The sequence below is a fragment of the Alicyclobacillus acidoterrestris genome (assembly GCF_022674245.1).
GTDB classification, from domain to species: domain Bacteria; phylum Bacillota; class Bacilli; order Alicyclobacillales; family Alicyclobacillaceae; genus Alicyclobacillus; species Alicyclobacillus acidoterrestris.
Genome location: NZ_CP080467.1, coordinates 3,957,105 through 3,982,707, shown reverse-complemented (window position 1 = coordinate 3,982,707; position 25,603 = coordinate 3,957,105). Strand labels below are relative to the sequence as shown.

The 25,603-nt window shown below is 52.5% G+C and carries 24 protein-coding genes; all 24 read left to right on the top strand.

What is annotated here, in order from left to right; all coding sequences use genetic code 11:
- The first annotated feature begins 122 nt into the window (after positions 1-122).
- The 24 genes from K1I37_RS19570 to K1I37_RS19455 all read left to right on the top strand — a co-directional run bounded on the left by K1I37_RS19570 (position 123) and on the right by K1I37_RS19455 (position 25,600).
- Positions 123-851, top strand: coding sequence for a response regulator transcription factor (locus K1I37_RS19570; protein ID WP_021297694.1), 729 nt, complete (start codon positions 123-125; stop codon positions 849-851).
- A complete protein-coding gene (locus K1I37_RS19565) occupies positions 848-2,197 on the top strand; it encodes a sensor histidine kinase (protein ID WP_021297693.1) in 1,350 nt (449 codons plus the stop codon). Before K1I37_RS19570 ends, K1I37_RS19565 begins: the two co-directional genes overlap by 4 nt.
- Before the next feature lie 76 nt (positions 2,198-2,273).
- Positions 2,274-3,056 carry a ComF family protein gene (locus tag K1I37_RS19560; RefSeq protein ID WP_021297692.1) on the top strand — a complete coding sequence of 261 codons (783 nt, stop codon included), beginning with the start codon at positions 2,274-2,276 and terminating at the stop codon, positions 3,054-3,056.
- Positions 3,057-3,227: 171 nt separating this feature from the next.
- On the top strand, positions 3,228-3,638 hold the full coding sequence (locus K1I37_RS19555) for a TIGR03826 family flagellar region protein (protein WP_040441587.1): 411 nt from the start codon (positions 3,228-3,230) through the stop codon (positions 3,636-3,638).
- Between the two features lie 102 nt (positions 3,639-3,740).
- On the top strand, positions 3,741-4,466 hold the full coding sequence (locus tag K1I37_RS19550; RefSeq protein ID WP_021297690.1) for a sigma-70 family RNA polymerase sigma factor: 726 nt from the start codon (positions 3,741-3,743) through the stop codon (positions 4,464-4,466).
- 80 nt (positions 4,467-4,546) lie between these two features.
- Positions 4,547-4,780, top strand: a complete 234-nt coding sequence (locus tag K1I37_RS19545; RefSeq protein WP_021297689.1) for a hypothetical protein — start codon at positions 4,547-4,549, stop codon at positions 4,778-4,780.
- Positions 4,781-4,890: 110 nt separating this feature from the next.
- Complete coding sequence (gene flgN / locus K1I37_RS19540; RefSeq protein WP_021297688.1) at positions 4,891-5,376, top strand: flagellar export chaperone FlgN; 486 nt, start codon at positions 4,891-4,893, stop codon at positions 5,374-5,376.
- Positions 5,377-5,391: 15 nt separating this feature from the next.
- The gene (gene flgK, locus K1I37_RS19535) at positions 5,392-7,254 is read left to right on the top strand and encodes a flagellar hook-associated protein FlgK (protein ID WP_021297687.1); all 1,863 of its coding nucleotides are present in this window, start codon (positions 5,392-5,394) and stop codon (positions 7,252-7,254) included.
- Positions 7,255-7,289: 35 nt separating this feature from the next.
- Positions 7,290-8,252: a flagellar hook-associated protein FlgL gene (flgL, locus tag K1I37_RS19530; protein WP_021297686.1), complete on the top strand. Its 963-nt coding sequence runs from the start codon at positions 7,290-7,292 to the stop codon at positions 8,250-8,252.
- A gap of 113 nt (positions 8,253-8,365) precedes the next feature.
- Positions 8,366-9,637 (top strand): flagellin N-terminal helical domain-containing protein, encoded by a 1,272-nt coding sequence (locus K1I37_RS19525; RefSeq protein WP_021297685.1) that lies wholly within the window; start codon positions 8,366-8,368, stop codon positions 9,635-9,637.
- A gap of 94 nt (positions 9,638-9,731) precedes the next feature.
- Positions 9,732-12,503: a flagellar filament capping protein FliD gene (gene fliD, locus K1I37_RS19520; RefSeq protein WP_021297684.1), complete on the top strand. Its 2,772-nt coding sequence runs from the start codon at positions 9,732-9,734 to the stop codon at positions 12,501-12,503.
- A 22-nt stretch (positions 12,504-12,525) separates the two neighbouring features.
- Positions 12,526-12,885: a hypothetical protein gene (locus K1I37_RS19515; protein WP_021297683.1), complete on the top strand. Its 360-nt coding sequence runs from the start codon at positions 12,526-12,528 to the stop codon at positions 12,883-12,885.
- 17 nt (positions 12,886-12,902) lie between these two features.
- Positions 12,903-13,286: a flagellar export chaperone FliS gene (gene fliS, locus K1I37_RS19510; RefSeq protein ID WP_161624374.1), complete on the top strand. Its 384-nt coding sequence runs from the start codon at positions 12,903-12,905 to the stop codon at positions 13,284-13,286.
- A 108-nt stretch (positions 13,287-13,394) separates the two neighbouring features.
- Positions 13,395-13,781 carry a flagellar protein FlaG gene (locus tag K1I37_RS19505; protein WP_021297681.1) on the top strand — a complete coding sequence of 129 codons (387 nt, stop codon included), beginning with the start codon at positions 13,395-13,397 and terminating at the stop codon, positions 13,779-13,781.
- Positions 13,782-13,931: 150 nt separating this feature from the next.
- A complete protein-coding gene (hpf, locus tag K1I37_RS19500) occupies positions 13,932-14,486 on the top strand; it encodes a ribosome hibernation-promoting factor, HPF/YfiA family (RefSeq protein ID WP_021297680.1) in 555 nt (184 codons plus the stop codon).
- A gap of 264 nt (positions 14,487-14,750) precedes the next feature.
- Positions 14,751-15,560, top strand: a complete 810-nt coding sequence (locus tag K1I37_RS19495; RefSeq protein ID WP_021297679.1) for a GGDEF domain-containing protein — start codon at positions 14,751-14,753, stop codon at positions 15,558-15,560.
- Complete coding sequence (locus tag K1I37_RS19490; RefSeq protein WP_021297678.1) at positions 15,560-16,783, top strand: glycosyltransferase family 2 protein; 1,224 nt, start codon at positions 15,560-15,562, stop codon at positions 16,781-16,783. The genes K1I37_RS19495 and K1I37_RS19490 overlap by 1 nt, the downstream gene beginning before the upstream one ends.
- 269 nt (positions 16,784-17,052) lie before the next feature.
- Positions 17,053-19,434, top strand: a complete 2,382-nt coding sequence (secA, locus tag K1I37_RS19485; protein WP_021297677.1) for a preprotein translocase subunit SecA — start codon at positions 17,053-17,055, stop codon at positions 19,432-19,434.
- Positions 19,435-19,627: 193 nt separating this feature from the next.
- Positions 19,628-20,771, top strand: a protein-coding gene (gene prfB / locus K1I37_RS19480) for a peptide chain release factor 2 (RefSeq protein ID WP_174377494.1) whose coding sequence is annotated in 2 segments (ribosomal slippage) — positions 19,628-19,705 and positions 19,707-20,771 — 1,143 coding nt in all. Because the reading frame shifts where the segments join, the coding sequence is not laid out codon by codon here.
- Between the two features lie 215 nt (positions 20,772-20,986).
- Complete coding sequence (gene zwf, locus K1I37_RS19475) at positions 20,987-22,543, top strand: glucose-6-phosphate dehydrogenase (protein ID WP_021297675.1); 1,557 nt, start codon at positions 20,987-20,989, stop codon at positions 22,541-22,543.
- A 1-nt stretch (position 22,544) separates the two neighbouring features.
- Positions 22,545-23,186 (top strand): cyclase family protein, encoded by a 642-nt coding sequence (locus K1I37_RS19470; RefSeq protein WP_021297674.1) that lies wholly within the window; start codon positions 22,545-22,547, stop codon positions 23,184-23,186.
- Positions 23,179-23,913, top strand: a complete 735-nt coding sequence (locus K1I37_RS19465) for a response regulator transcription factor (protein WP_021297673.1) — start codon at positions 23,179-23,181, stop codon at positions 23,911-23,913. The genes K1I37_RS19470 and K1I37_RS19465 overlap by 8 nt, the downstream gene beginning before the upstream one ends.
- 20 nt (positions 23,914-23,933) lie before the next feature.
- Positions 23,934-25,085 (top strand): sensor histidine kinase, encoded by a 1,152-nt coding sequence (locus K1I37_RS19460; protein WP_188332310.1) that lies wholly within the window; start codon positions 23,934-23,936, stop codon positions 25,083-25,085.
- 131 nt (positions 25,086-25,216) lie between these two features.
- Positions 25,217-25,600: an ABC transporter ATP-binding protein gene (locus tag K1I37_RS19455; RefSeq protein WP_021297671.1), complete on the top strand. Its 384-nt coding sequence runs from the start codon at positions 25,217-25,219 to the stop codon at positions 25,598-25,600.
- Positions 25,601-25,603: the final 3 nt, after the last annotated feature.

The following is a 25,603-nucleotide window of genomic DNA, read 5'->3' as shown; positions in this document are numbered from 1 at the left end:
TTTTCAATTATCTATCTGTATATCTGCGGCGGTTTGGAAAAAATCTTTACAAAACCACACTAGAACCTCTAGGCGTGTCTTCGGTACAATACGCGTAGAAACACTGATATGGAGGAACGCCAGTGCCAACCGTCCTAATTGTTGACGACGAAGAATCTATCCGTACATTGGTTGAATACAATTTTCAGCGCTCCGGCTTTGACGTAGAAGCCGTCGGAGATGGGAAGACCGCTTATGATATTCTGCGGTCCAGAGCGGACAGATTTGATTTAGTTGTGCTCGATTTGATGCTGCCAGGCATGGACGGCATGGAAATCTGCCGCAAATTGCGTCAGGAGCAAGTTTCTGTGCCAATTATCCTATTGACTGCGCGCGACGAGGAAGTCGACCTCGTACTCGGCCTCGAGCTGGGCGCTGACGACTATGTGACCAAGCCCTTTAGCCCGCGTGAACTGGTCGCCCGCGCCCGCGCGGTGCTGCGGCGTAGTGAGACGTCCGCAGTGGAGCAGACGGCGAAGACGACCGCGAAGCCGGAGAAGATTCTGCGGGTGGGCAACATCGCGCTCGATGTGTCTCGCCACGAGGTGCGCGTCGGCGGCGAACTGATGGATTTCACGCCGAAGGAATTCGAGTTGCTCCAGTATTTTATGGAGAACCCAGAGCATGTCCTCTCTCGCGACCAATTGCTCGACCGCGTTTGGGGCTACAGCAGCGCGACGGACACGCGCATTGTCGATGTTCACGTGTCCCATCTACGCGAGAAGATTGAGCAGAACTCGAAAAACCCGATGTACATCCGTACGGTACGGGGGATTGGCTACAAATTTACCGAGGCTGCGACCACCTCATGACGACGTTTTTCATTGGTTTACTCGTCGGACTGTTGGTGATGTTGATTCCGTTCTGGTTGCGCGCGCGTTCGGCGAAAGCGACGCGACAGCATCTCATCGACTCACTCGACGCGATTGGAGCGGGTCGTCACGATGTGCGCATGTACCCGTATCGCAGTCCCGGTGCAGAAATGCCGGTGTTCGACGCATTTAACCGCATGAGTGAGCACGTCGAGCGAACGTTTGAGGAGATGTCGCAGGAGCGCGACTTATTGCGTCACATTCTGCAGAACATGACGACGGGCGTCATCTATTTGCGCAGTGACGGCGAGGTGCAAATGGTCAACGAGGCGGCGGCGCGCTTGTTTCGGCGGCCTGTCGAGCAATGGCACGACAGAGATCACTGGACTGTGTTCCGCAACTATCACCTTGGCGCCGCGGTAGATCACGCTTTGCTCTTTGGCACGCCGTGGACGGATGAGTTGGTGATTCGCGAGGGGACGACAGTGCGCATCCGATTGGTGCCTATCTTATCGAGTACGCGCACGCAAAACCGCCCAGATCACGCACACGACGTGCTGATGCTCGTGACGGACGTCTCCGAGTGGCGGCGTCTGGAACATATGCGCAGTGAATTTGTCGCCAACGTTTCACACGAGTTGAAAACGCCGATTGCGGCCATCCGCGGGTTTGCGGAGACGCTCCTTGACGAAGAGGAGGAGGCAATCGGCGAAACGGCCCCTGCGGAGGGTGCGAACAACTCCATGCGCCAGAAGTTCTTGCGCACGATTTACGACGAGTCGATACGCATGGGCAATCTCGTCCAAGATCTGCTGGAACTCTCGAAGTTGGAGGCGACGGACAGTCGCGTCGAACCTATCTCTGTCGACTTGCAATCGATTGTCGATAGGGCTTTCGAACGCGTGCGCCACACGGCTACGGCTCGTCACATTGAACTTCGCCTGGAGCACGTACCGCGTGTGAATGTCTGGGCTGATCCGGATATGCTCTTACAAGTCTTCCTGAACCTTCTCGCCAACGCCATCCATTATTCGCCGGAGGGCAGCATGGTGACGGTGACGTGGGACGTTCTCATCGACAGAGTCAAAGTCCACGTCCGCGATAACGGATCCGGCATTCCGAAAGAATCTCTAAACCGCGTATTTGAGCGTTTTTATCGCGTCGAAAAGCACCGCAGCCGCGCATCGGGCGGTACGGGGCTGGGACTTGCCATCGTCAAGCACATTGTATCGGCGCTTGGCGGCGAGGTCGGCGTCGACAGTGTCGAGGGGGAAGGCAGCGACTTCTGGTTCACCCTGTCGCGCCTGGATACGAACATCGTCAACTTGCCGTTTGGCATCAAGTGATAAAGGCCCATCGTCGGCGGTACGCGTGTTGTGAAACCGTCGCGTCTCTACGGCGACGAAAGGATGTGCGTGCACGGTGAACGAGCGCATCGCTTGGCGGTACCGCTTGCGTCAATTGAGCAACGCCATGCTCAATTGGGTGTTTCCGACCGATGAAACGCTGTGTGTCCTTTGTGGGCGCCCCGTCGTCGAGGCACCTGTCGTCACGACGGCACACGCACATCACCAGGCAAAGGCACATCGGGACAAGCGTCAGATGTGCCTCTTTTGTCTACAGGACGCGCAGCGTTGCGCGCCACAGCCCGCACACCAACAATTGCAGCTTCGAAACCCGAAACGCCTGCTCGACGTCTATAGTTGCATTCCATATGACCACTTCATCCGAAATCTCATCCGCGCCTGGAAATACGACGGTGTCATCGAGTTAACCCAGTGGTTCAGCGAGATGGTCGCCCAGACGCTCGACGACATCACGGAAACGGACTCGCTTGCGTTTGATGTCGCTGTCCCCGTTCCTTCCACGCGTGATCGAACGCGCAAACGCGGTTACGATCACGTACGCCTCCTGCTTGAACACGCCACGAGCCACCTGGCGCTTCGCACGACTCCAGCTTTAGTTCGCGTCCAAACAAGTAGCTCAGGCTTCACCCAGTCGCAGACGGCCAAGACGCGAGATGATCGGCAGTCCGGCCTGATGCGGGTTTACGAACACAACAAGCAAATTTCTGTTCGCGGTGCCCGCGTGTTGCTGATGGACGACATCGTCACCACGGGCGCGACGCTCGTCGCCTGTGCCGAGCGACTGTACCGCGCCGGTGCAGTATCTGTGTGTGCCATCGTGATAGCTCGAGTTCTCTAAGGTTGCCATTTCCAGCAGGGATTGGACTAGGGTGGTGGCGAATTAATCTCTTTCAGAGATTGATCTGACATGTCGACACCATTTGTGTGACGAAACGACAACGATTTACGATTCTTCGATGTTTCCCGACATTTTTTGCAGATATAATAGCGGCAGCGGGAGGAATGGACAGTGCCGATAACAAACTGTAAACGATGTGGGCGGATGTATAACAGAGTGGGCCGCGACATTTGCCCCAATTGCGTCCGTGAGGAAGATTTGATGCTTACGGAAATCCGGAATTTTTTGCGCAAAAACAAGCTCGCCAATATCGCGGAGGTGGCCGAAGGCACACATGTCGAATACGAGATTATTGTCGATATGATTCGTGATGGGCGGTTGATTCTCAGAAATCATCCAAATATGTCGTACGCTTGTGAGCGCTGCGGCAAGCCGACTCAATCAGGGCGCTTCTGTGGGAGGTGTACTCAGGAATTGGCGCGTAGCCTAAGTGCGGCGAGTGCGGAACTCCGGGAGAAAAATGCGCAGACGAAGCCTGGTAAAGGTTTTTATAGCCGAAATGATGTGGGACGACTGGATTGATGTGCGGGTAATTGAGCGCGTACCAGCTTTTTAATCGCTTAACACCAGAAAATTGCCTGTTCGGATATAGAATTTTGAATAGACATAGAGGTTGATGAAGCCATGAGTATGGCATATCAAGCATATCAAACATGGGATAAGCAGCAGGAGAGCGACCGCATTGAGGCGCACCTGCCGCTCGTCTACAGCCTGGCGTCGAGTCTCGCACCACGAGCGGGTCTCGTCGGGCTGGAGATGGGGGATTTGGTTCACACGGGCGTCCTTGGCCTCTATACGGCAGCCGCGTCTTTCGAGGAGAGCCGCGGCAGTACGTTCGGGGCGTACGCCAAACCGTTTGTCCGCGGTGCGATGCTGGACGAAATCGCCCGTCATAAGAACGAGCCCCGAGCGGTTCGGGACAAGTACCGAAAGATACGGGACGCCGAGGAGAAGCTCGTACGCGAATTGATGCGTGAACCGACAGATGCGGAACTGGCTGCTGAGATCGGCATCGAGATGAAGATGTTGAACCATTGGTTGATTGACATCGGTATGCGCGACAGGGCGTCGCTCGAAGACCTCGCTGAGCGCTCCTCGTTCGATCACGCCGACACCACCACCGACCGCCAACCGGAACTCCACTTTCTCAAGCGCGAATCGAAGCAATTGTTGGTTGCAGCGCTCGCCAAGTTACCACAGCGCGAACAACAATTGCTCTATCTGTACTACCAAGAGGAACTGACACTCAAAGAGATTGGCTACGTGCTCGACCTCAGCGAGTCGCAGGTTTCTCGCACACATAAAAAGGCGTTGTCCTCATTGCAAAAGCTGCTTGCCGAAGACGATTGATGCCGGTGCAAGTTTTTGCTTCGGCTTCCGATGTAATGACGTAGATACTTGTGGATGAACTCATGATGGGGGTGAAGCGGATGAACATATCCGATTCGATACAGTCGCGTAGCGGGCAAGTGCCGTATGCGGCGCAAAATCAAAATGTGCGCGCTGACAACAAGGCGAGCACGAAGACAACAGGGCAACCGGTGTCCAACCAAGCGCGCCTCGATGCACTGAAGGCGAAGATGCAGTCGGGCGATCCTGTGAATCTGAACGCGTTGGCAGACAGCATGTTGAAAAAGGGCGCATTTATTGACGTACAGGCGTGAGTTTGTGCTTGTTGCGCCCGGGAGTGGGAATGACGCACGGGCTGTATGATAGCGCACCTTGCGCTGTTTGAAGGTACCACTAGATTGATTGGATAGACCGGAGGGACATCATGCCGGAATTAAGCGCGCGCCTTCTTGACGTATTGAAAGAGACGCTCGAATGCGAGGAACGCATTTGTTGTTTGATGGAACAACATAAGAAACTGTTGATTGCGGGCCGTGAGGTAACGGCGGAATCGATATTGGACGAGATTCAACAACTGTGCTCCTCAGTCTCCGCTTCTGAATCGAGGCGGGAAACCGTTGTGCGTGAGATTGCAGAGGTCGAAGGCCTGGACCCGACGGAATTAACCGCAAACAAGTTATTAGAGTTGCCATCTCTTCTTTCTATACGTGAAGAATTGGCTTCGGTCACAACGCGACTACGTCAAGTTGTGAAGGGGATTGTTCAGTTGCGAGACGAAATCGAAGCCTTGGCGCTTCATGCAAAGGCATATTCCGACTTCGTGTTGTCCGTGTTGCAACAGAACGCTCAGACGAAGCCATATGGCTCAGTTACTTTGCCGTACAGTCGATTTATTAGTGTCAGAACTTGAGAGGAGAGGGTCCTCGTGCTCGGAACATTCCTTGGATTACAGACTTCGCTACGCGGTCTTGAGACGGCGCAGGCGGGGATTAATACAGTTTCTAATAATATCGGTAATGAAAACACGCCTGGCTATGCGCGTGAAATCGTGGATATTGGTGAATTGCCCTCACTCGAGATACCGGGTGGAAATCATGTGATGGTGGGGCAGGGGGCTCAAGCTACCCAAGTTCAGCGCGTGACGAATCAATTTTTAAACGCCCAGTACCAACAACAAAACTCCTTGCTAAGTCAAGCTACCGTGGAGCAAACCACCCTGAATCAGGTTTCTGGGATCATCAATGAACCGTCCAGTACCGGTATTTCTAACGCACTTGAACAATTTTACCAGGCTTGGGATACGCTGAGCGGGGATGCGTCAGATCTTAGCTCTCGTACAGCTGTCGTCGATGCGGCACAGACGCTGACGCAGGTTATCAATCAAACGGCCAATCAATTAAGTTCGCTGTCCTCGAATGTTTCGTCTTCCTTGTCTGATTCGGTGACTCAGGCCAATAGCCTGCTGAGTCAAATTGCCAGTGTGAGCAACGAAATTGCGAAGGTTCAGCAGTCTGGTGCGCAGCCAAATAGTCTACTGGATCAACGTGATGCACTGCTCAATCAACTTTCTCAATATGTCAGTTTCCAAACGCAGACTACGACGACATCGGCTGGTGGCGTTTCTTATGATCAGTTTTCGCTGACGCTGACGGGGATGTCTGCTCCAATTATTGATGGTAGTCAAACGGATTTTAGCCAGTCGACGCCGCCGGCGAATCTTGAGGGTAACCTTGCCATTTCGAGTAAAGGCGAACTGGAGGTTGTCCCGACGAACAATTCCACATTGAGTGGGACGTCGGTTCTCTCCGGGCAAAGCGGGGAGATTCAAGGGTATCAAGATTCTTTGGCCGACATCCAAAGCTATCAGAACGAGTTGGATGTATTGGCTCAGAGTTTGGCCGGTCCAGGCACTTCGACGCTGACAAGCGATTGGACGATTCCTGGTGATGCGGTGAACAGTCCGCCTTACAACACGATGGAAGTAGGATCCTCCAATCAGAACTTAAGTGACTACTTAAAGACGTTAACGCCAAATCCGGATGGTAGTTACACCATTCCTTCTGGAACCAGCATTACGACGACGTTGGGAGGCATGTCGGTGACTTTGGACGGTGCGATGGACATCACGTCAAGCACTCCGTCCGCATTGGACAATCTTCAAATTGTATTGCCGGATGGAACGAAGAGTACAATCGGCGATTATGGACAGTCGCAGTTACCGGAAGGTACGACAATAGTGGGTGTTGGTCTCAACCAACTCTTGCAACTGGGTTACTCCGAGAATGGCCCGGGTAAAGCCTTGTTTACGACACCTGTGACTGCGGATGGTCAACCTATTTCAGCATCCAACATCACTGTTCAGTTGGAAGCGTCTGATCTCGCTGCGGGAACAACGGTCGCCGATTCCAGCGCAAATCCACCGGTTGCGGTTTCTGGCGATGGCTCGCTCGCAACGTTGATTGCGAATATGGCGAATACAAACATGTCCTTCCCGAGTCCATCAGCTCCTGGTGTGACGCCATCGTCCACTCAATTGACCGGTACATTGAGTGATTATCTGACCTCGGTGGTAGGACAACTGGGCCTTCAGGGGCAACAAGCGAACAATACTGTGTCGACCCAGACTAGTTTGGTTCAACAATTGAGCAATGAGCAACAAAGTGTATCAGGCGTGTCGACCGACGAGGAAATGACAAACATGATTAGCTACCAGCAGGCCTATAACGCTTCTGCGGAAGTCATTTCGACGATTAACGACATGCTGACCGCATTGATGCAGAATGTCTAAATGCTGACTTTCATCGAAGAGGAGTGGGGATTTCGATGCGTGTAACACAGGGGATGCTGAGTAGTCAAATCCTGTCTGATATACAGAACAACTACCAACAATTGAGTACACTTGAAAATGAGTCGGCAACGGGCCATAAGATCAACACCCCATCCGACGATCCCATTGGTGTCCAACAGGTGATGCAGTTGGCGAATGAGACGTCGTTTGACTCGCAGTACGGACAGAATGCAACAAACGCACAGGCTCAGCTCAACTTTATTAGCAGTACTATGACGGAAGCGCAAAACGTCCTCAGTAACGCCCGCGATTTGGCACTCGAAGGCGCTAATTCCACGGAAACGCCAAGCGATATGCAAGCTATCGCTGCGGAGGTCGGACAACTCTACAACCAAATGGTTACAATCGGCAATACGCAGTACAACGGTCAATATATCTTCAATGGCCAGGACACGGGTACCCCTCCGTATCCTCCGCAGGCGGCCAATCTCACGCCTGATCAGGCGACAGGAGACTTAGATCCGTCAACGAAGGTGACGAATTCAGGCAAGGTATATGTGAGCTTGGGGAATGGCGTAACCTTGCCTGTCAGTGCATCGGGCAATGATTTTTTCCAAGCAGCACCGTCTGACTCGTTTTCCTCGGGGGCGTCCTCCGGGTCGTCACAGAACGCGTTTTCGCTGTTGAGTCAACTGTATACGGCGCTGAACAACGGTGACACCACGCAAGTAGGCAACTTGGTTTCCGGTATCGACTCCGTTCTCGACAATATGAATCAGCAACAGGCCAACGTAGGTTCCTTGATAAATCGAGCTGAGATGATGCAGACCAGAATGTCGAACTTGTCGGACAGTGTGACGAAACAGCTGTCCAACGTTCAAGAGGCCGATATGGCAACTGTGTTGACGCAATTGAACTCGGCAATGGCCGTTCAGCAGGCGAGCCTGGCAGTAGGCGCGCAGGCTTTACCTCAGACGCTCGTCAATTTTCTGAAATAAAGCCAAGAAAATGTTGTCGATGTGTGCAAGTTTTACCCGAATCTACGGATGTATTAAATTGAACAGCTACTAGAGTGGTGGCTGAAGTTGAAACCGTAAGGGAGAGAACCGATATGGCAATGACCATTGGCCACAATCTTGGCGCAATGAACGCGTTGTCTGCATTGAACAGCAACTCCAATGCACTGCAGAGCGCGTTGCAACAACTGTCGACCGGTAAGAAAATCAACAGCGCAGCCGACAATGCTTCTGGATACGCAATCTCACAGAAGATGCAAGCGCAGATCAGTGGTTTGAATCAAGCATCTCAGAACGCTCAAGATGGTATTTCTATGATTCAAACCGCTTCGGGAGCTTTGAACCAAACGATTAGCCTTCTTCAGAACATGCGTCAATTGGCTGTTCAGGCGTCGAATAGCACGACGACACAGGCTGACCGTGAGGACCTACAATCACAGTTCAACCAATTAGCTGACCAAATTAACAACATTGGTAACACAACGCAGTTTAACACCCAGAATCTACTTCAAGGTGGCATGGGTGCAACGGGCCTGATTGCTTCTCCTGGGACTCTCGCTGGAGGAAATTCTACCACGCCGGCGACAGCAAGTATTGACTTCTCCTCTATAACCGATGCGAATGGTGTGGAAAGTCTTGTTGGTAAAGGTTTCACGGTAAATGGACAAGCAATTCAGTTTTACGATTCATCCAAGGGTGAGGCAAACGGTAGCGGGATTGCCGTGGATTTGAATGGCGTAACTGATGGTGCTGGAGTCGTTTCGGCGATTGCGGCGCAGGTGGGGGATCAAATCAGTGGTGTAACTCTTACTCAGGACGCTACTACTACTCAGCTCGACATTACGGCAACTCAAAATGGTACAGGTGGAAACAACATAACTTATTCTGATGGTTATCAGTTCCAATCTGTTTTCCAAATTGGCGCAAATACTGGTCAAACGATGACTTTGACCATTGGAGACATGCGTGCGAAGGCGCTAGGAATCACAGGGCAGGCTGGTACCGGTAATTTTGGTTCTGCCAACGACGTAACTGACGGAACGAACAATACGAACGTCGAGGCGGCTCTTGACATCACTGATACTTCAAAAGCTGACCAAAACATCAATGTGATTGACAATGCGATTCAGACAGTCACGACCCAGCAGGCGCAATTGGGTGCTGTTCAAAATCGTTTGCAAAGTAGCATTAGTAATCTCGACAATACATCGCAAAACCTCACTACAGCTGAGTCTGGCATTACGGATACGGACATGGCTTCGACCATGGCTGAATTTACGCAGGATAACGTGCTCCAACAGGCTGCGGTTTCGATGTTGGCGCAAGCAAACCAACAACCTCAGTTGGTCCTCAAACTTTTGGGTTGATTGCTTCGTATCATCAACAGAGGCCGGGCGCATTCGTTGCGTCCGGCTCATCATGGTTACGATATTTGAATTTTTTTGAAGGGTGGCGACTTGCTTGACATACATTGGTGCTTTATCAGGTGGAAGTTCCTCGTCTAGCAGCAGTTCTTCCAGTGCAATCGATTTTACGGGCGGTATTTCAGGGCTCGCATCTGGTATTGATACGGATAGCATTATCCAAGGGCTGATGGAGTCAGCGCAGGAGCCTTTGATTCAACTGTTGCAACAGCGCCAAATTACTCAGTGGAAACAAGCTAGTTATCAGCGGGTGGATAATACGCTCAACGATTTGAAGAGTAATTTGTCGTCGTTGCAACTGCAATCCACATTCTTGCAAACCACCACGTCATCTAGCAATAGTTCGCTCGTGTCGGCGACGTCGAACATACAGTCTCCTAGTGGATCGTACAGTGTAAAGACGTATCAATTAGCGTCCGGTGCAACCGTTTCGTCCTCGAAAACGCTGTCGACCAGTAGTTCATACGCCGATACACCGTTGGCACAACTGTCTTCGAGTTTTGGACAGTCCACGAGTGAAAGTTTTACGTTGAATGGTCAAACGTTCACGTTTAATCCCCAAACAGCCACGATTAATACGATTTTGCAACAAATCAATTCTGAGCCGTCGGCTGGCGTGTCGGGATTCTATGATACCAATACGGGTAAAGTTGTCTTACAGACGACGTCGACCGGAACTGGCGCAAAGATTGAGGTCTCGAATGATACTGCGGGACTCTTTTCAAATGTGTTTGGGCTGGCGCAGACGAACGCGGCGGGATCAGCATCACAACCGATGGTGATTGACGCATCTTACACCACACAAAATGGAGAGGACGTTTCTACCCAAGATGGGACCGTCGATATCAATGGAACGAAGTTCGCGTTCACGGCTGGTCAGTCGTTCAGTGAGATTGCGAGTCTGATTACCGCACAGTCGTCACAAACAGGTGTTTCCGCTACATACGATGCGACAAATCATCAGTTGGATTTGTTTGGTGCTACGACAGCAAGTCAGACGCTGAATTTCAGTCAAATGCCGTCCGCAGGTGACGTCCTGAATGTAGATGGGAAGACGATTGCGTTTTACGATAGTACGACAGGGACGAAACCCACGGCAGATTACACAATTGATCTGAGTTCGGTCACAACGCCCGAGGATGTTGCTTCCGCTGTGGCGAGTGATATCGGTAGCGATACGACGTTGGAGAACGAGTTGAGTGCTACCGTCGCAAATGGAACGAGTGTCATTCTGAATGCTAAGTCGTACGGTAGTAGTGGTAATTTTACGACGCAGTATACGCCAAGCAATGCAACCGTGACATTCGGTGCAGAGACACTCGGCACTTCGGGCACCTCTGGTACACCGACGACGCAAAATATCACATTTTCGAGTGTTCCGGCAGCCGGGGATTCGATGACCATTGCGGGACAGACGATTCAATTTTATGATAGTTCCACTGAATCTGCGCCGACCGGTACGGGCGTTACGGCGATTGATGTGAATAATCAGACCCCGTCTGGAATTGCAACGGCTGTGGCCGAGGCGCTCTCCGGTGGCGCCACCGGTACTGCGAACGGGAATGTCGTGACGGCTACCGCGACGTCGAATGGCTCGCAATCGTTGGATATCACGTACGAGTATGCCTCTGCTCCGGTATCTGGTACTGGCGCGACGAATGTTCAGGATACGCAGTTGTATTCTGGCATCGCGGTGACAGACCCGACGGTTGATCCGACGAAGACTTCAGTGACCGACACGATGTTGGGAACCATTGAGTCCACGGGATTGCCGGCGAGTGTACAAACGGGATCGGATGCGTACTATTCTGTCAACGGGTATGTCACGTCGAGTCAGACAAATCAGGCGACCTACAACAATATCACATTTAATTTAAATGGGGTAACGGGACCGAGTTCTTCAGTGAACGTTACGGTTTCGAGCAATACGGACGCCATCGTTCAGGCCATCACCAGTTTCGTGCAGCAATATAACGAGACCTTGCAATATATGCAGGGACAATACAACACAAAGAGAAACTACGATTACGCGCCATTAACGCAAGCGCAGGCATCGCAAATGACAGATACTCAGATTACTGAGTGGAATCAAAAGGCTCAAGCAGGAATGTTGGAGAATGATCAGCTGCTTGGCAGCGTCATGAATAACCTTAAGAACGTCGTTAGCTCCACTGTTCCTGGGCAGCCTACGGTCAATATCAATGGGCAGCAGACGACGCTCAATTCGCTCGCATCGATCGGTATTTCACCGATTGACGTGATGAATGGCGTCAGCAGCGGAGCAACTGCTCCAGGTGTTACGACCTCCGGATACAATACGTACGGGTTGTTGCAAATCAACACGGCGCAACTGCAGGCGGCGGTCGAGGCGGATCCGACTGCAGTGATGAATTTATTTACTGCGTCCGGTACGGGGATTGCGAAACAGTTGTATACCACTACGTCAAACAGCATCACTCAAATTCAACAGCAGGCGGGTACGGGAGATACGTATGACCCTACGGGGCCGAACGCGACCACGACCTCTTCGTCTTCGTCCTCTACAACGGACGACAGTAGTCTGCTCGCGTATACGTTGATTGACCCGAATGCCGACTTCACGACTTTATTCAGCTTGGATCCTATGAATACAAGTTTCTTAGGAGAACAGGTGTCAACGATGGATTCCCAAGCCACGTCGATGAACCAACAATTGCAGCAGTTGCAACAGCGGTATCAAACGGAGTATGCAAACATGGAATCTGCAATTGAGGCAGTGAACTCTCAATCATCGTACCTTGTGTCGATGATGGGCGGGTCCAGCAGTTAAACAACTTGAGGTGAGACGCTGAATGGGTCAGCAAGAATTGATGAGCCAAATTGAGAATATGAAGTCCATTGGTGAACGTATCCTTGCCCAGTTGGAGGACGCCAGCGTCTCGTTTGAATCTATCGAACGTGGCTTGAGTGAGCGTGAGGCCGCGTTTGAAAAATTCCAGAAGGCTGTTGAGGCGCTACTGGATAAGCGGGAATTATTCAGCTGTTCGGACGAGCTTCGGCGAATACTGCAGCAAAATGAGCAGATTTCTCTTGGGATTTCTCAACGTCGAGAAGGTGTCCGGCAAGCCATGGCGAAAGTCTCTGCTTCGCAGCGTTTTGCAAAATCGTCTTTGCCTACGGTACAGGGACGTATGCTGGACATCGAACTTTAAGAGAAAGGATGATTGTTGTGAGTTACGCGAGTCGTGCATCAATGGCGTACAAATCAACTGCGGTGCAAACAAGTAACGAGAAGTTGGTTGTGATGTTGTATGACGGCTGGCTATCAGCACTGGAGATTGCGAAAGATGCAATTGAGGCTGGTGACTTGGCGCGAGCTCATACACAGTTAGTTAAAGCCCAAAATATCGTGAACGAGTTGAACAATACTTTGGACATGCAGTATGAAGTGTCAAAGCAACTTCGTCAATTATACGAGTTTTTCCTACGGCAGTTGGTCGAGGCGAATGTACAAAAGAGTGTTCAGCCGATTGTGGAGCAATATCCCATCGTGAAGGGATTGCGGGATACTTGGGAACAGGCCATCAAACAATTGGGCGTTTCGACGGTCTAAAATAAGTCTAATTGACTTGACGCGCGCACGGTGCGGCCCAAGACCTTCAACGATATATACACCCAAGATGGGTTCCTTCTACGCGCAAGTCGCTAAGGTGGGAACAAAGTGACCATTCAATCGATTTTCAACGTAAACTCCGTATCAAATATCATTCCGAATCAAGTAGAACCCATTCAGAACGGATTACTTGCCGGTTCTCAGCCGACAGTTTCGGTGGAACAGCCTGAGGAAGCGTCCAGTTCAGTGAACGGTGGGAAGGCAAAGTCTGAAACAACCTCAGCCTTTGATAAATTGCTTGATGATTGGAAACAGCACGCCATTCAACCGAATTTGAGCGTGCAATTCGCGAGAGATGCACCTACAAACGAAATATGGATGAATCTCGTAGACAATTCGACTGGACAGGTCGTGTACAAGTTCCCGCCTGAGGCGATGCGTATGCTGAAAGAGCATAAACAGGCGAACGGCCTTGTTACGGACGTACGCACGTGATTGCTTGTGTTATTCGGTGAATCCGCGCTTCACTTTATCTTTGGCATGGAAGTGTGGATTTAGAATTGATATCTGTAAATTCAAACATCAATGACTACTCTAACTCCCCCGACTGCGGTATAATATATCCACACGAAGGAGGAGTTGTCTATGAAAATTCAAGTTCATGGCGACAACATTTCTGTCACCTCGGCGCTCCAGGATTATGTGGATAAGAAGATTGGACGGCTTACGCGACTGTTTGAGGGCGAAGCCGACAAGGACATCCATGTAACCATGTCCGTTGAAGGAACGTTCCATCGCGTGGAAATGACAGTGTACGTGCATGGCGTGATCTTCCGGGCGGAAGAGAAGTCGCAAGACATGTATGCCTCCATTGATTTGGTTACGGATAAGCTTGAATTGCAGGTGCAGCGTTACAAGGAAAAGGTCAACCGCCGTTTTCGCGAGAAAGGGTTGCGGACGCAGATTCGGCAGACCGCTCTTCACGGCAGACTTTCAGATACAGCAGACGAAGTGGACGAGCCCAAAGTGGTGCGTGTCAAACGTTTCCCAATTAAACCGATGAGCGTGGAAGAGGCCACTTTGCAGATGGACCTGCTAGACCACGACTTTTTCGTCTTCACCAATGCCGAAACGGATGAGGTGAACGTCGTTTATCGCCGGAAAAACGGGGACTATGGCTTGATTGAGCCGCAGGGTTGATTGTCCCTGGTGGTTATGGCTATGAGCAAAGGACATCCATACAAGATTCTACAGACGCCTGCGACTCGCAGGCGTCTGTTTTATATTTACGTCTCCCCATCGAACCTCACTGCATCCTTCACATAATTGACGACGAAAAGCACAAATTTACTTTCTGTTTCGACAAAATCCGACTTATACTAGTAATGTCATCGTAGAGGCGTATGAATGTGCGGGAGTCGTACGCTGCTACAAAATTTAGCGGCGCGGTAGGGGAACATTATGATGAATCGAGTATCTTTTATCGGGCTCTATGCGATTCAGCTAGCGGTAATCTCGCTGTTGGCAGTGCTTTACCCAGCGAGGGTTTTTGTACTCTTGGGACTCATTGCAGTCGCTTTTGCTGTGGTGTCGTACTATGCAAAACCGATGTATGGATTCATTGTTTTAACGGCTGGCATCGCATGTGTCGGTTTTTCATTTGTATTGATTTCTTGGATTGCACCAACGGGACTTGAGCACCAGGCAATTTTCATTGCGAAGCATATGGTCATCACGGTGTTGTACACGACGACGTGGTTGACTGCGACGTTTACGCGAAGAATGGTCTTGCAGTATCGCCAGGCTATCGAGAGGGTCGAGCAGTTGGAGAAGTATACCCTGACTCAGGGTGTCCTAACGGTGAATGAGTTTCAATATCGGCTTGATGATGTATATACTGGCGCGAGGCGGCGTGGGGAAGGGGCTTATGTTCTTTTCTTGCACGTGATCAAAGATAAGAGAAGCTTTCAGTTGGTGGATACGCTTGTCGCTCAGTTGGAAAGAGCTGCTTTGCAATCTGTCCGAAGTAAGTTTGATATTGTGGGGAAACTGGCTGATGACACGATTGGTCTCGTGCTTCAGAACACGGATGCGCGCGGTGTTTCCATTGTAACGGATCGATTTTTTCATTTGCTGAGTGAGCAGTTGAATGCAAAGGCAACAGAGATGCTAGAGATCTCTCCGTATCATCTGATTGATCAGTGGGGAGAAATTGTCCGTTTGCTAGAGGCGTATTATCCGCGGGGCACATTTGTAGATCGGAGCGCGCTGTAATGACCGTTACGTTACTCGCGATTGCAATCGCCTTTTGGGTGTTGTTGGTGTATTACACAGTGTTGACTGTTGGGGGTGCAATATTTCGAGTCAAAGCGTCGACGAAGTCTTCTCCGGCGCTCGAAAGCTATCCGAGTGTGAGCGTTTTGATACCGGCTCATAACGAAGGGAAAGTTTTAGGAAAGACGTTGAGATCGATGGTTCAGTTGGTGTATCCGGGCGACTTGACTGTGTACGTGTTAAATGACAATTCTCAGGACGAAACAGGGGAAGTGGCTGATGCGTACGCGGAAGTGTTCACCAGGATTCAACATGTTCGAGTGCCTTCAGGCAGTCCTAAAGGGAAGTCCAGGGTGCTCAACTATGGACTCTCTCTCGCCAAGTCAGACTATGTGGCGGTCTACGATGCCGACAATCAGCCTGAACCGCAGGCCTTGAAATTGTTGGTCGAGGCGGCGGTTCGGACACCCGGTGCCGCAGGTGCGGTGGGGTATGTGAAGACGCTCAATGAGCAGCGCAACTGGTTGACGCGGATGATTTCTCTTGAGTTCTCCACATTTCAACTTTTGATGCAGTCGGGGAGATGGTTGTTTTTTAAACTGGGATCTCTTACGGGAACCAATATGCTCGTCAAGCGGTCAGACTTATTGGACGTAGGGGGATGGGATCCCTATGCACTCGCCGAAGATGCAGAATTGACGCTGCAGTTGACTGCAAAAGGCAAATTGTTGCCGGTTGTGCCGGAGTCCCGCACTTGGGAGCAAGAGCCGGAAACTCTGCGGGTGTGGTTGCGGCAGCGTACGCGGTGGATGCAAGGCAATCTGTATCTCATTGAGAAGACGATGAGAACGCCGAGCTGGATTCGGGGCAGAACGCTCATCCACACGCTTCAGACCCTTCTGGTCTACGTGTGCTTTGTGTTCTTTTTGCTGGTTTCTGATGTCTGGTTTGTTCTCGGTTTGTTTGGTGTGGTACATACGGAGTACATTCGAACCCCTTTGTTGTTGATTTGGGCCGAATCTTGGTTGTTGTACTCCCTCCAAATTTTTAGCGCGCTGATGACCGATTCAAATGTAACCATTCGAAACGTCATTGGCGTATCCCTGATGTATTTTTCGTATGCGCAGATGTGGATTTATTTGCTCGTTCGCGCGTCGCTGAAGCACATCAAGCATCGTTTGTCGCGCGCGGAAGTCACTTGGGACAAGACTATTCGCTTTTAAATGTCGGTTGCGGTAAAACGCGGTAGGGTAGGAACTTTGGCTGCTGGAAATGATCTGGTTATATTAAGTTAACCTGTACTTTTATACCCAGTGACACCTTTCTGTTGTGATATTGCCTCCCCCTACGGTACAATCTGTTATTAGAGGTTGATCGCGATTCACCTCGTCCCTTCGTCTGTCTGTCGAAACTTGACGGATTGATGCGGTTGTGGGGGCGTAGATGGGGGATCGACGGCATCTAGGAATCTTTATGGGGGTGTAACCGTTCGGTGGGACTCCTCAAGCAAGTATTTAACTCCAACGAACGCGATATTGCACGTTTGCGCCGGAAAATTGAGAAGATCAATGGCCTGGAAGCGCAGTTTGAACATATGTCGGACGAGGAACTTCAGGCGATGACGCCTGCGTTCCGTCAGCGACTGGAGAACGGAGAAAAGCTTGACGACCTGCTTCCTGAGGCATTTGCAGTTGTGCGGGAGGCGGCCAAGCGCGTCTTGGGGCAACGTCATTATGACGTACAGCTGATGGGCGGCATTGTTCTGCACGAAGGCCGTGTGGCGGAGATGAAGACTGGTGAAGGGAAAACCTTGGTCGCTTCGCTTCCGTCGTATTTGAACGGACTGACGGGCAAAGGCGTGCACGTCGTGACGGTCAACGATTACTTGGCCAAGCGCGACGCGGAAATCACGGGACAGGTACACAGATTTCTCGGTTTAACCGTTGGCTACAATGGCCACGACATGACACCGCAGCAAAAGCGCGAAGCGTATGCTGCCGACGTGACGTACGGGACAAATAATGAGTTCGGCTTTGACTACCTGCGCGACAACATGGTGATGTCGCTCGAAGATATGGTACAGCGGCCGCTCCATTTCGCCATCGTCGACGAAGTCGACTCGATTCTTATCGACGAGGCGCGGACGCCGCTCATTATCTCGGGTCCTGCGGAGAAATCGGCGGATTTGTATTTCCGCGCCGATTTGTTTGTCCGCCGTTTGCGCAGGGACGAGGATTACGAAATCGACGAGAAGATGCGCACGGCGAACTTGACTGACTCGGGTGTGCATAAGGCCGAGCAGTACTTTAAGGTCGAGAACTTGTTCGATCCCGACAACGTCACGCTGATGCACCACATCACGCAGGCGTTGAAGGCGCATGGTCTGATGCACCGCGACAAGGACTACGTCGTGATGGGCGATGAGATTTGCATCGTCGACGAGTTTACGGGCCGTTTGATGGAAGGGCGCCGTTACAGCGAGGGTCTGCATCAGGCGATTGAGGCGAAGGAAGGCGTCCGCGTCCAAAACGAATCGAAGACGCTGGCGACTATCACGCTGCAAAACTACTTCCGCATGTACAACAAGCTGTCTGGTATGACGGGTACAGCCAAGACGGAGGAGAAGGAGTTCATCGAGATTTACGGCATGGATGTCGTAACCATCCCGACGAACCGACCGCTTCGCCGCCAAGACCTCGGAGACGTCATTTATAAGACCGAGGCGGCCAAGTTTAATGCGGTGGTCAACGAGATCGCGGCACGGCACGAGAAGGGTCAGCCGGTGCTCGTGGGTACGACGTCTGTGGACAAGTCGGAGCGACTGTCGCAGATGTTACACGCCAAGGGCGTACCACACCAGGTGTTAAATGCGAAGCACCACGCGCGCGAGGCGGAAATTGTGTCGCTCGCAGGCCAACCTGGGATGGTCACCATTGCGACGAATATGGCTGGGCGCGGTACGGACATCCTGCTCGGTGAAGGCGTCGCAGAAGTAGGCGGCTTGCACATCATTGGGACCGAGCGACATGAGAGTCGACGTATTGACAATCAGTTGCGCGGTCGCGCTGGGCGCCAGGGAGACCCGGGTTCGTCGCAATTCTTCTTGTCGCTCGAAGACGATTTGCTGCGTCTGTTTGGCTCGGAGAACATCAAGCGGATGATGGACAGGCTTGGGCTTGAGGAAGATCAGCCAATTGAGCACCGCATGTTGACGAGCGCGATGGAGCGGGCGCAGAAGAAAGTCGAAGGCAACAACTACGACACGCGCAAACACGTCCTCCGTTACGACGACGTGATGAACAAGCAGCGTGAAGTGATTTACAAGCAGCGCCGCCAGATTCTCGAGACGGAAAACCTGCGGGGCATTATCGAGGGAATGGGCAAAGATCTCATTAGCCACATGCTGGATGTGTATTGCTCCGAGGAGCAGATTCCAGAGGATTGGGATATCAAAGGGCTGCTTCAGTACGCAGAGCGCCACTTCCTGACACCGGGGCAGGTGCAAGAAGAAGATCTTCGCAAACTGGAACGGGACGAGCTCCAAGAGAAGCTTCAGGCACTGTTCGTCGAGAATTACGACGCGCGCGAGGAGGAACTGGGCGACTTCTTGCGGCAGTTGGAGCGGCTTGTGTTGTTGCGGACGGTCGATTCCAAGTGGATGGATCACATCGACGCGATGGATCAATTCCGCCAAGGCGTCCACCTGCGTTCGTATGGCCAGGCTGACCCGCTCGTCATTTACCAACGCGAGGGCTTTGAGATGTTCGAGGCTATGATTCACAGCATCGAAGAGGAAGTTGTCCTCTACGTATTCAAGGCGACGGTCCAACAGGCACCACAACCTATTGAGATGCACGATTCGGTCGGCGGTTAATCGGTCAAACCAGACGTGACCTTCTATCGTGCGCCGTGCGGATGGCGTGCGCGGCACATCATCTTGCCGGATTTGATACAATGAACTACACACGCAACGTTTTGCAGGCAGTTCGGTTGCCGACCGGAGGCGCGCCAGTTTGGTGTCGCCTCCGAAACTGTGTCCGAACGCCGATTTTGAAGGAGTGACAGTTGTGGCAGAGACATTTGGCGAGCTTCGCCAAGATTTAAAGACTATGGCTACTCGTTTAGCGGACTTCGGGAGGTCTCTTTGACGTCGCTGCCAAAGAGACCCGCATTGCAACATTAGAAGATCAGATGACGGCGGCGGACTTCTGGGATGACCAAGCGAAAGCGCAGAAGGTGATTTCCGAAGTCAACGCGCTGAAGTCGGTCGTGGAAAAGATGAACGAAATGACGCAACTGCATAGCGATGCAGAGGTTGCGTTGGAATTGGCGCAAGAGGAAAACGATATGGACTTGTTCGCCGAAGCGAACGAGTTGGCAGCGAAACTCAAGGCCGGCATGGATTCGTTTGAATTAGAGTTGATGCTCTCCGGCGAGTATGACGCGAACAACGCCATTCTCGAATTGCACCCAGGGGCAGGTGGCACCGAGTCGCAGGACTGGGCGTCGATTTTGCTGCGCATGTACACGCGCTGGGCGGAAGATCACGGCTATAAAGTGGACGTCCTCGATTACCTGCCGGGTGACGAGGCAGGCGTCAAGAGTGTCACCTTGTTGATTAAGGGGCATAACGCATACGGGTATCTAAAAGCTGAGAAGGGCGTGCACCGTCTCGTCCGCATCTCGCCGTTTGACTCGTCTGGGCGCCGACACACGTCGTTTGCGTCGGTCGATGTCATTCCCGAAATCACCGAAGACAATTCGGACATCGAGGTGCGGCCAGAGGAATTGCGCATTGACACGTACCGCTCCACGGGTGCAGGTGGACAGCACGTCAACACCACCGACTCCGCGGTGCGCATTACGCACTTGCCGACTGGGATTGTGGTCAGTTGTCAAAGTGAGCGGTCACAGATTCAGAACCGCGCCGTCGCGATGAACTTGTTGAAGGCCCGACTCGCCGAGAAGCGGCGGGAAGAGCGCGAAGCGGAGTTGGCGGAACTGCGCGGCGAGCAAAAGGATATCGGCTGGGGCAGCCAAATCCGCTCGTACGTGTTCCACCCGTATTCGATGGTGAAAGACCACCGGACGAACGAGGAAATCGGCAACGTTCACGCGGTGGTCGATGGGCTGTTAGATCCGTTTATCAACGCGTATCTGCGCTGGCAACTGGCGCGTGAGCAAGCGCGCGAACAGGCGAACCAGGGTTAAGGTAGAGGCAACGAAGACTGCGCGATGACCGCTTGGCAAGACGTCCGGGCGGTCTTTGGCGCGGTTAGAGAAGCGTGGCGAACTTGTTTTCGTCGTTCTAATCCTTTATATTTTTAATGCCCTTACCAAACTTTTTCCGTTTCTCTGCATGTTTAAATTGGCTTGTTGTACAATGATAAACAGAAATATATACAAAGAACAGGACGTGATTTGGAGTGGAGAATCAGACAACCCATCAATTGCCTCCACATGTATTTGTATTGTTCGGGGCGACAGGCGATCTTGCACGCCGTAAACTTTTCCCGGCTTTGTATCAATTGCATCGTAAGGGCTCGTTGGCCGATGGTATCAGCATCGTCGGTACCGCTCGCTCGGAGTACACGCACGAGGCATTCCGCGATGAAGTACATAAAGCACTGAAGGAATTTGTGAAGGAAGACATCGAGGACGCGGTATGGCAATCGTTCGCGAAGCGAATCCACTATGTGCAAGGCAATGTGGATCGTCTGGAGGACTTCGAACGCCTTCGCGACTTTGTGCTCGAACTGGAGCAAAAGGCCGATCACGGCGGCAACCGCATGTTCTACCTGTCCATGGCTCCGCGCTTCTTCGGCGAGACCGCGCTGTATCTGAAGCAGAGCGGTCTGGCTGACACGAAGGGCTGGCGCCGACTGATCATCGAGAAGCCGTTCGGTCACGACTACGCGTCTGCGGCTGAGTTGAACGACCAACTGGCAACGGCGTTCGCAGAGGAAGAGATTTACCGAATTGACCACTATCTCGGCAAGGAAATGGTTCAAAACATCGAGGTCATTCGCTTTGCGAACTCCATGTTCGAACCACTCTGGGACAACCGTTCGATTGCCTCGGTGCAAATCACTTCAAGTGAGACGGTGGGTGTCGAGGACCGCGCATCGTACTACGAGACGTCTGGCGCACTGCGCGACATGATTCAAAACCACATGTTGCAAATGGTCATGATGACGGCAATGGAGCCACCAAGCCGTCTGCGCACGGAAGCGATTCGCGACGAGAAGGTGAAGGTGCTTCGCTCGTTGCGTCGCTACAGCGTCGATGAAGTGAAGAACTACGTCGTACGCGGTCAGTACACCGCGGGTCAGATGAACGGCAAGGCTGTGCCAGGTTACTTGGAAGAGCCAAATGTTGCGCCAAACTCGCAAACCGACACGTTCGTTGCGGCGAAGCTGTTTATCGACAACTTCCGCTGGGCTGGCGTTCCGTTCTACATCCGTACAGGGAAACGCATGCCGGTCAAATCCACGGAGATTGTGGTGCAGTTCCGCAACATGCCGAAACACCTGTACTTCAACCAAGCGGGCAACCTCGGGCCGAACTTGTTGGTCATCCGCATCAACCCGGTCGAAGGCATGTACATGCAGTTGAACGTGAAGCGCCCGGGCACCGACAACGTCGTGGTGCCAATTGCGATGGAGTTCAGCCAATCGGCAGACAAGTCTCCAGAAGCTTACGAGCGCCTGTTGCACGATGCGATGATTGGTGATTCCACGTTCTTTACGCGCTGGGATGAAGTGTCCCTCGCTTGGAAGTTTGTTGATCCGATTGCAGAAGCGTTCCGCACCGGCGCGGCACCGCTGCACACCTATGCGGCTGGCGAATGGGGTCCACAGGCGGCACACGACTTGGTCAAGGAGAACCCAGGGCTGTGGTGGCCAGTGTATGGGGATCAAACCCCGTCCGTGGAAACTGTGGTGAGCCGTGAACGCGCGAACGCCGTGGAGGTGAAGTACTAAGATGGCTCGCACGATTTATGATGTGAGCATGCTCATCCACGAGGGCGTGCAGGTCTATAAGAACAAGGACGAAAAACGGCCGCGGTTCGAGACGACCTCCGATTTCTCGACGGGATCGAGTCACGAAACGCGCATTCACTTGGACGCACATACGGGGACGCACATTGATGCGCCCCTGCACATGATTCCAGACGGTAAGACGATTGAAACGGTCAAGTTGAAGCAGTTGGTCGGCAACTGCCGCGTGTTAGACCTCACCGATGTCGAGGGTGGCATTGGCCGGGCGGATCTTGAACCGCACAAACCGCAACCAGGCGAGTTTTTGTTGTTCAAGACGAAAAACTCGTGGGATGAGGAGTTCAACTACGAGTTTATCTACTTGGCACAGGACGGCGCGGAGTATTTGGCTGATATCGGCATTACTGGCGTCGGCATTGACGGGTTGGGTGTGGAACGCGCCCAACCAGGCCATGAGACGCACACTGCGCTCTTGAGCAAGGATATTGTCATCATTGAGGGCCTGCGGTTGAAGAACGTGCCAGCTGGCGAGTACTTCATGGTGGCCGCTCCGCTCAAATTGACGGGCATTGACGCCGCACCGGCGCGCGTGATGCTGTTTGAGGGCGTTGGCTTTCTTGACTGAACGCACGCACCCGCCCTTCTTGGTGGCGGTTGTAGAAGATGACCACCAATTGGCGAGCACATTAGCTCGCCAATTGGCGCGTTACGAGTTTGAACCGGTCCTTCTCGATTGCCGGCAGGATATTGCGCGCGCTGTAGATGACATTTCTCCACACATTGTTTTGCTCGATATCAACTTGCCGAAGTACGACGGTTTCTACTGGTGTCGACGCATTCGCGAATCGAGTGTCGCACCCATCATCTTCGTGTCGGCACGCAACGCAGGCATGGACCAGGTCTTTGCTTTGGAAAACGGCGGCGACGATTATATCGTCAAACCCTTTGATATGGACGTGCTAGTCGCTAAACTGCGCGCTCAAATTCGCAGAGCTTATGGCTCGTACGCCAATGCGCCAGATGTTGTTCGTGACGCCGTAGAGTCGTTGGCCTTTGGACCGTTTGAACTAAATGTTCGAAAGATGCAGGTTGGGTTTCAGGGGCATTGGACAGCCCTGACGAAGACAGAGTTTGAATTGCTCCGAACGCTCATGGAAGCAAAGGGTGCTGTTGTGTCGCGCGACTTGTTGCTCATGGCACTTTGGGATGATACGACGTTTGTGGACGACAATACGCTCACGGTCAACGTGACGCGGTTGCGCAAACGTCTGACAGAGCTTGGTGCGACAGATGTGATTCGCACGGTTCGCGGTGTCGGCTATCAGTTGGTGGTAGAGGAATCTCTGGGATGACGACGGGTGGGGAAGGACGTATGCGAATATCGCCCATTCGAATCTATGCGCGCGACATTTGGGTACCGGTGATGTGCGTCGTGCTAGGCCTCGTCGTCGGTATCGGCACGGTGTGGCTCGCGGGCGTGAGCAGAGGTCACCACCAACGCGCCAGCGTCTCGGACGCGCTTTACGGATTTTTGCTCGCACTTTTCATCTCTATCATGGGTTTTGCTTTTCATTATCTTCGCAGGCGGCGTTTGCTTTCCGTTGTGACGCGGCAACTTGTGCAATCGAATCTACCTTTGGATGCCGCTGATAGTTTGCGGCGCTACGCGACAACTGCCGAACATCTGTACATCACCCAGTTGCTAGAATCCTATCTGGCTGCATACCGTGAAGATTTGCAGCAGGCGGAATCAAAACGCCGGTTTTATGAGCATTTCACGACGCGTTTTGCCCATCAGATGAAAACCCCGCTCACGGTTTTGCGACTCCTTACAAAAGAACTTTTGGCGGACGCGGTACAGCGGGACACTGAGCCCGCGCAGGCGCTCTCACCCACTATCGACGAGATGCAAGCGGAACTTACCAAGTTGGAAACGGCTTTAGATACGATGCTATACACGGCGCGGTTGCAATCCTTTTCCTTCGACGTGCGCATGGTTCGGCTGCCGTTGGCGCCGTTATTGCGCCAAGTTATCAACGAACATAAAACTTCGTGGATCCGCCAGAAAATCTATCCCCGCCTCGACGTACCTGGGCACCTGGAAGTGACATCCGATGAGAAATGGCTGCGATTCATCTGTGACCAAATCGTCCGCAACGCCTTGCAGTATGGGTACAAAGTCGACACATCTGGGCGCGCTACGAACGAGCCGGCCACATTTGTCATTGCTGCAACGGAAGACGACGAATGGATCCGTGTGACGTTTTGCGACGAGGGCATTGGTATGCATCCGCGAGATCTGCGGCGGATGTTTGAGCCTTTTTATACTGGGGAAAACGGTAGAACTCACTCGCGCGCCACAGGAATGGGTCTCTATCTCGCTGCGGAGGCGGCACAGCGCCTTGGTATCACGTTGTCCGCGGAATCGGTTCTTCACGAAGGGACAACGGTGTCGGTCGTCATTCCCAAATCCTCCTTTATCGCGCCTTACGTTGAATCCAGTCGTGAGGTGACAAAATTGTAAGGTATAAGCGACGGTCTGTAAGGTTGGCACGAGGCGCCAATTGCTCTTCGCGTGTGACAATGGGGACAACAACATTCACGTCCCCGTGTCGCTATGTAGGAGTGGGGGCAAAAGGACAAGGAGTGAGTGATATGCCGATTCTTACAGCCAATCGGCTGGTGAAGGTATACGGAGGTGAGCCGGGCGCGCAAGTTCGAGCGCTCGACGGTGTGGATTTCGCCATTGAGCCGGGGGAATTTGTCGCCATCATGGGTCCGTCCGGCAGTGGCAAGACGACGCTGCTCAATATTTTGGCAGGGCTCGACAAGCCGACGGGTGGTCAACTGGTGGTTGACGGACAATCTGTCGAAACGCTGTCAGGGGATGCACTGGCGTTGTTTCGCCGGCGCAAACTTGGGTTCGTCTTTCAGGACTTCAACCTTCTCGACACGCTGACGCTAGCCGCCTCGACAGAGACGGGCCACGCGAATCGTTCTTTCAGGAGATTCTGCACACGTTGTCGGTGTTGGAGGTGAAAG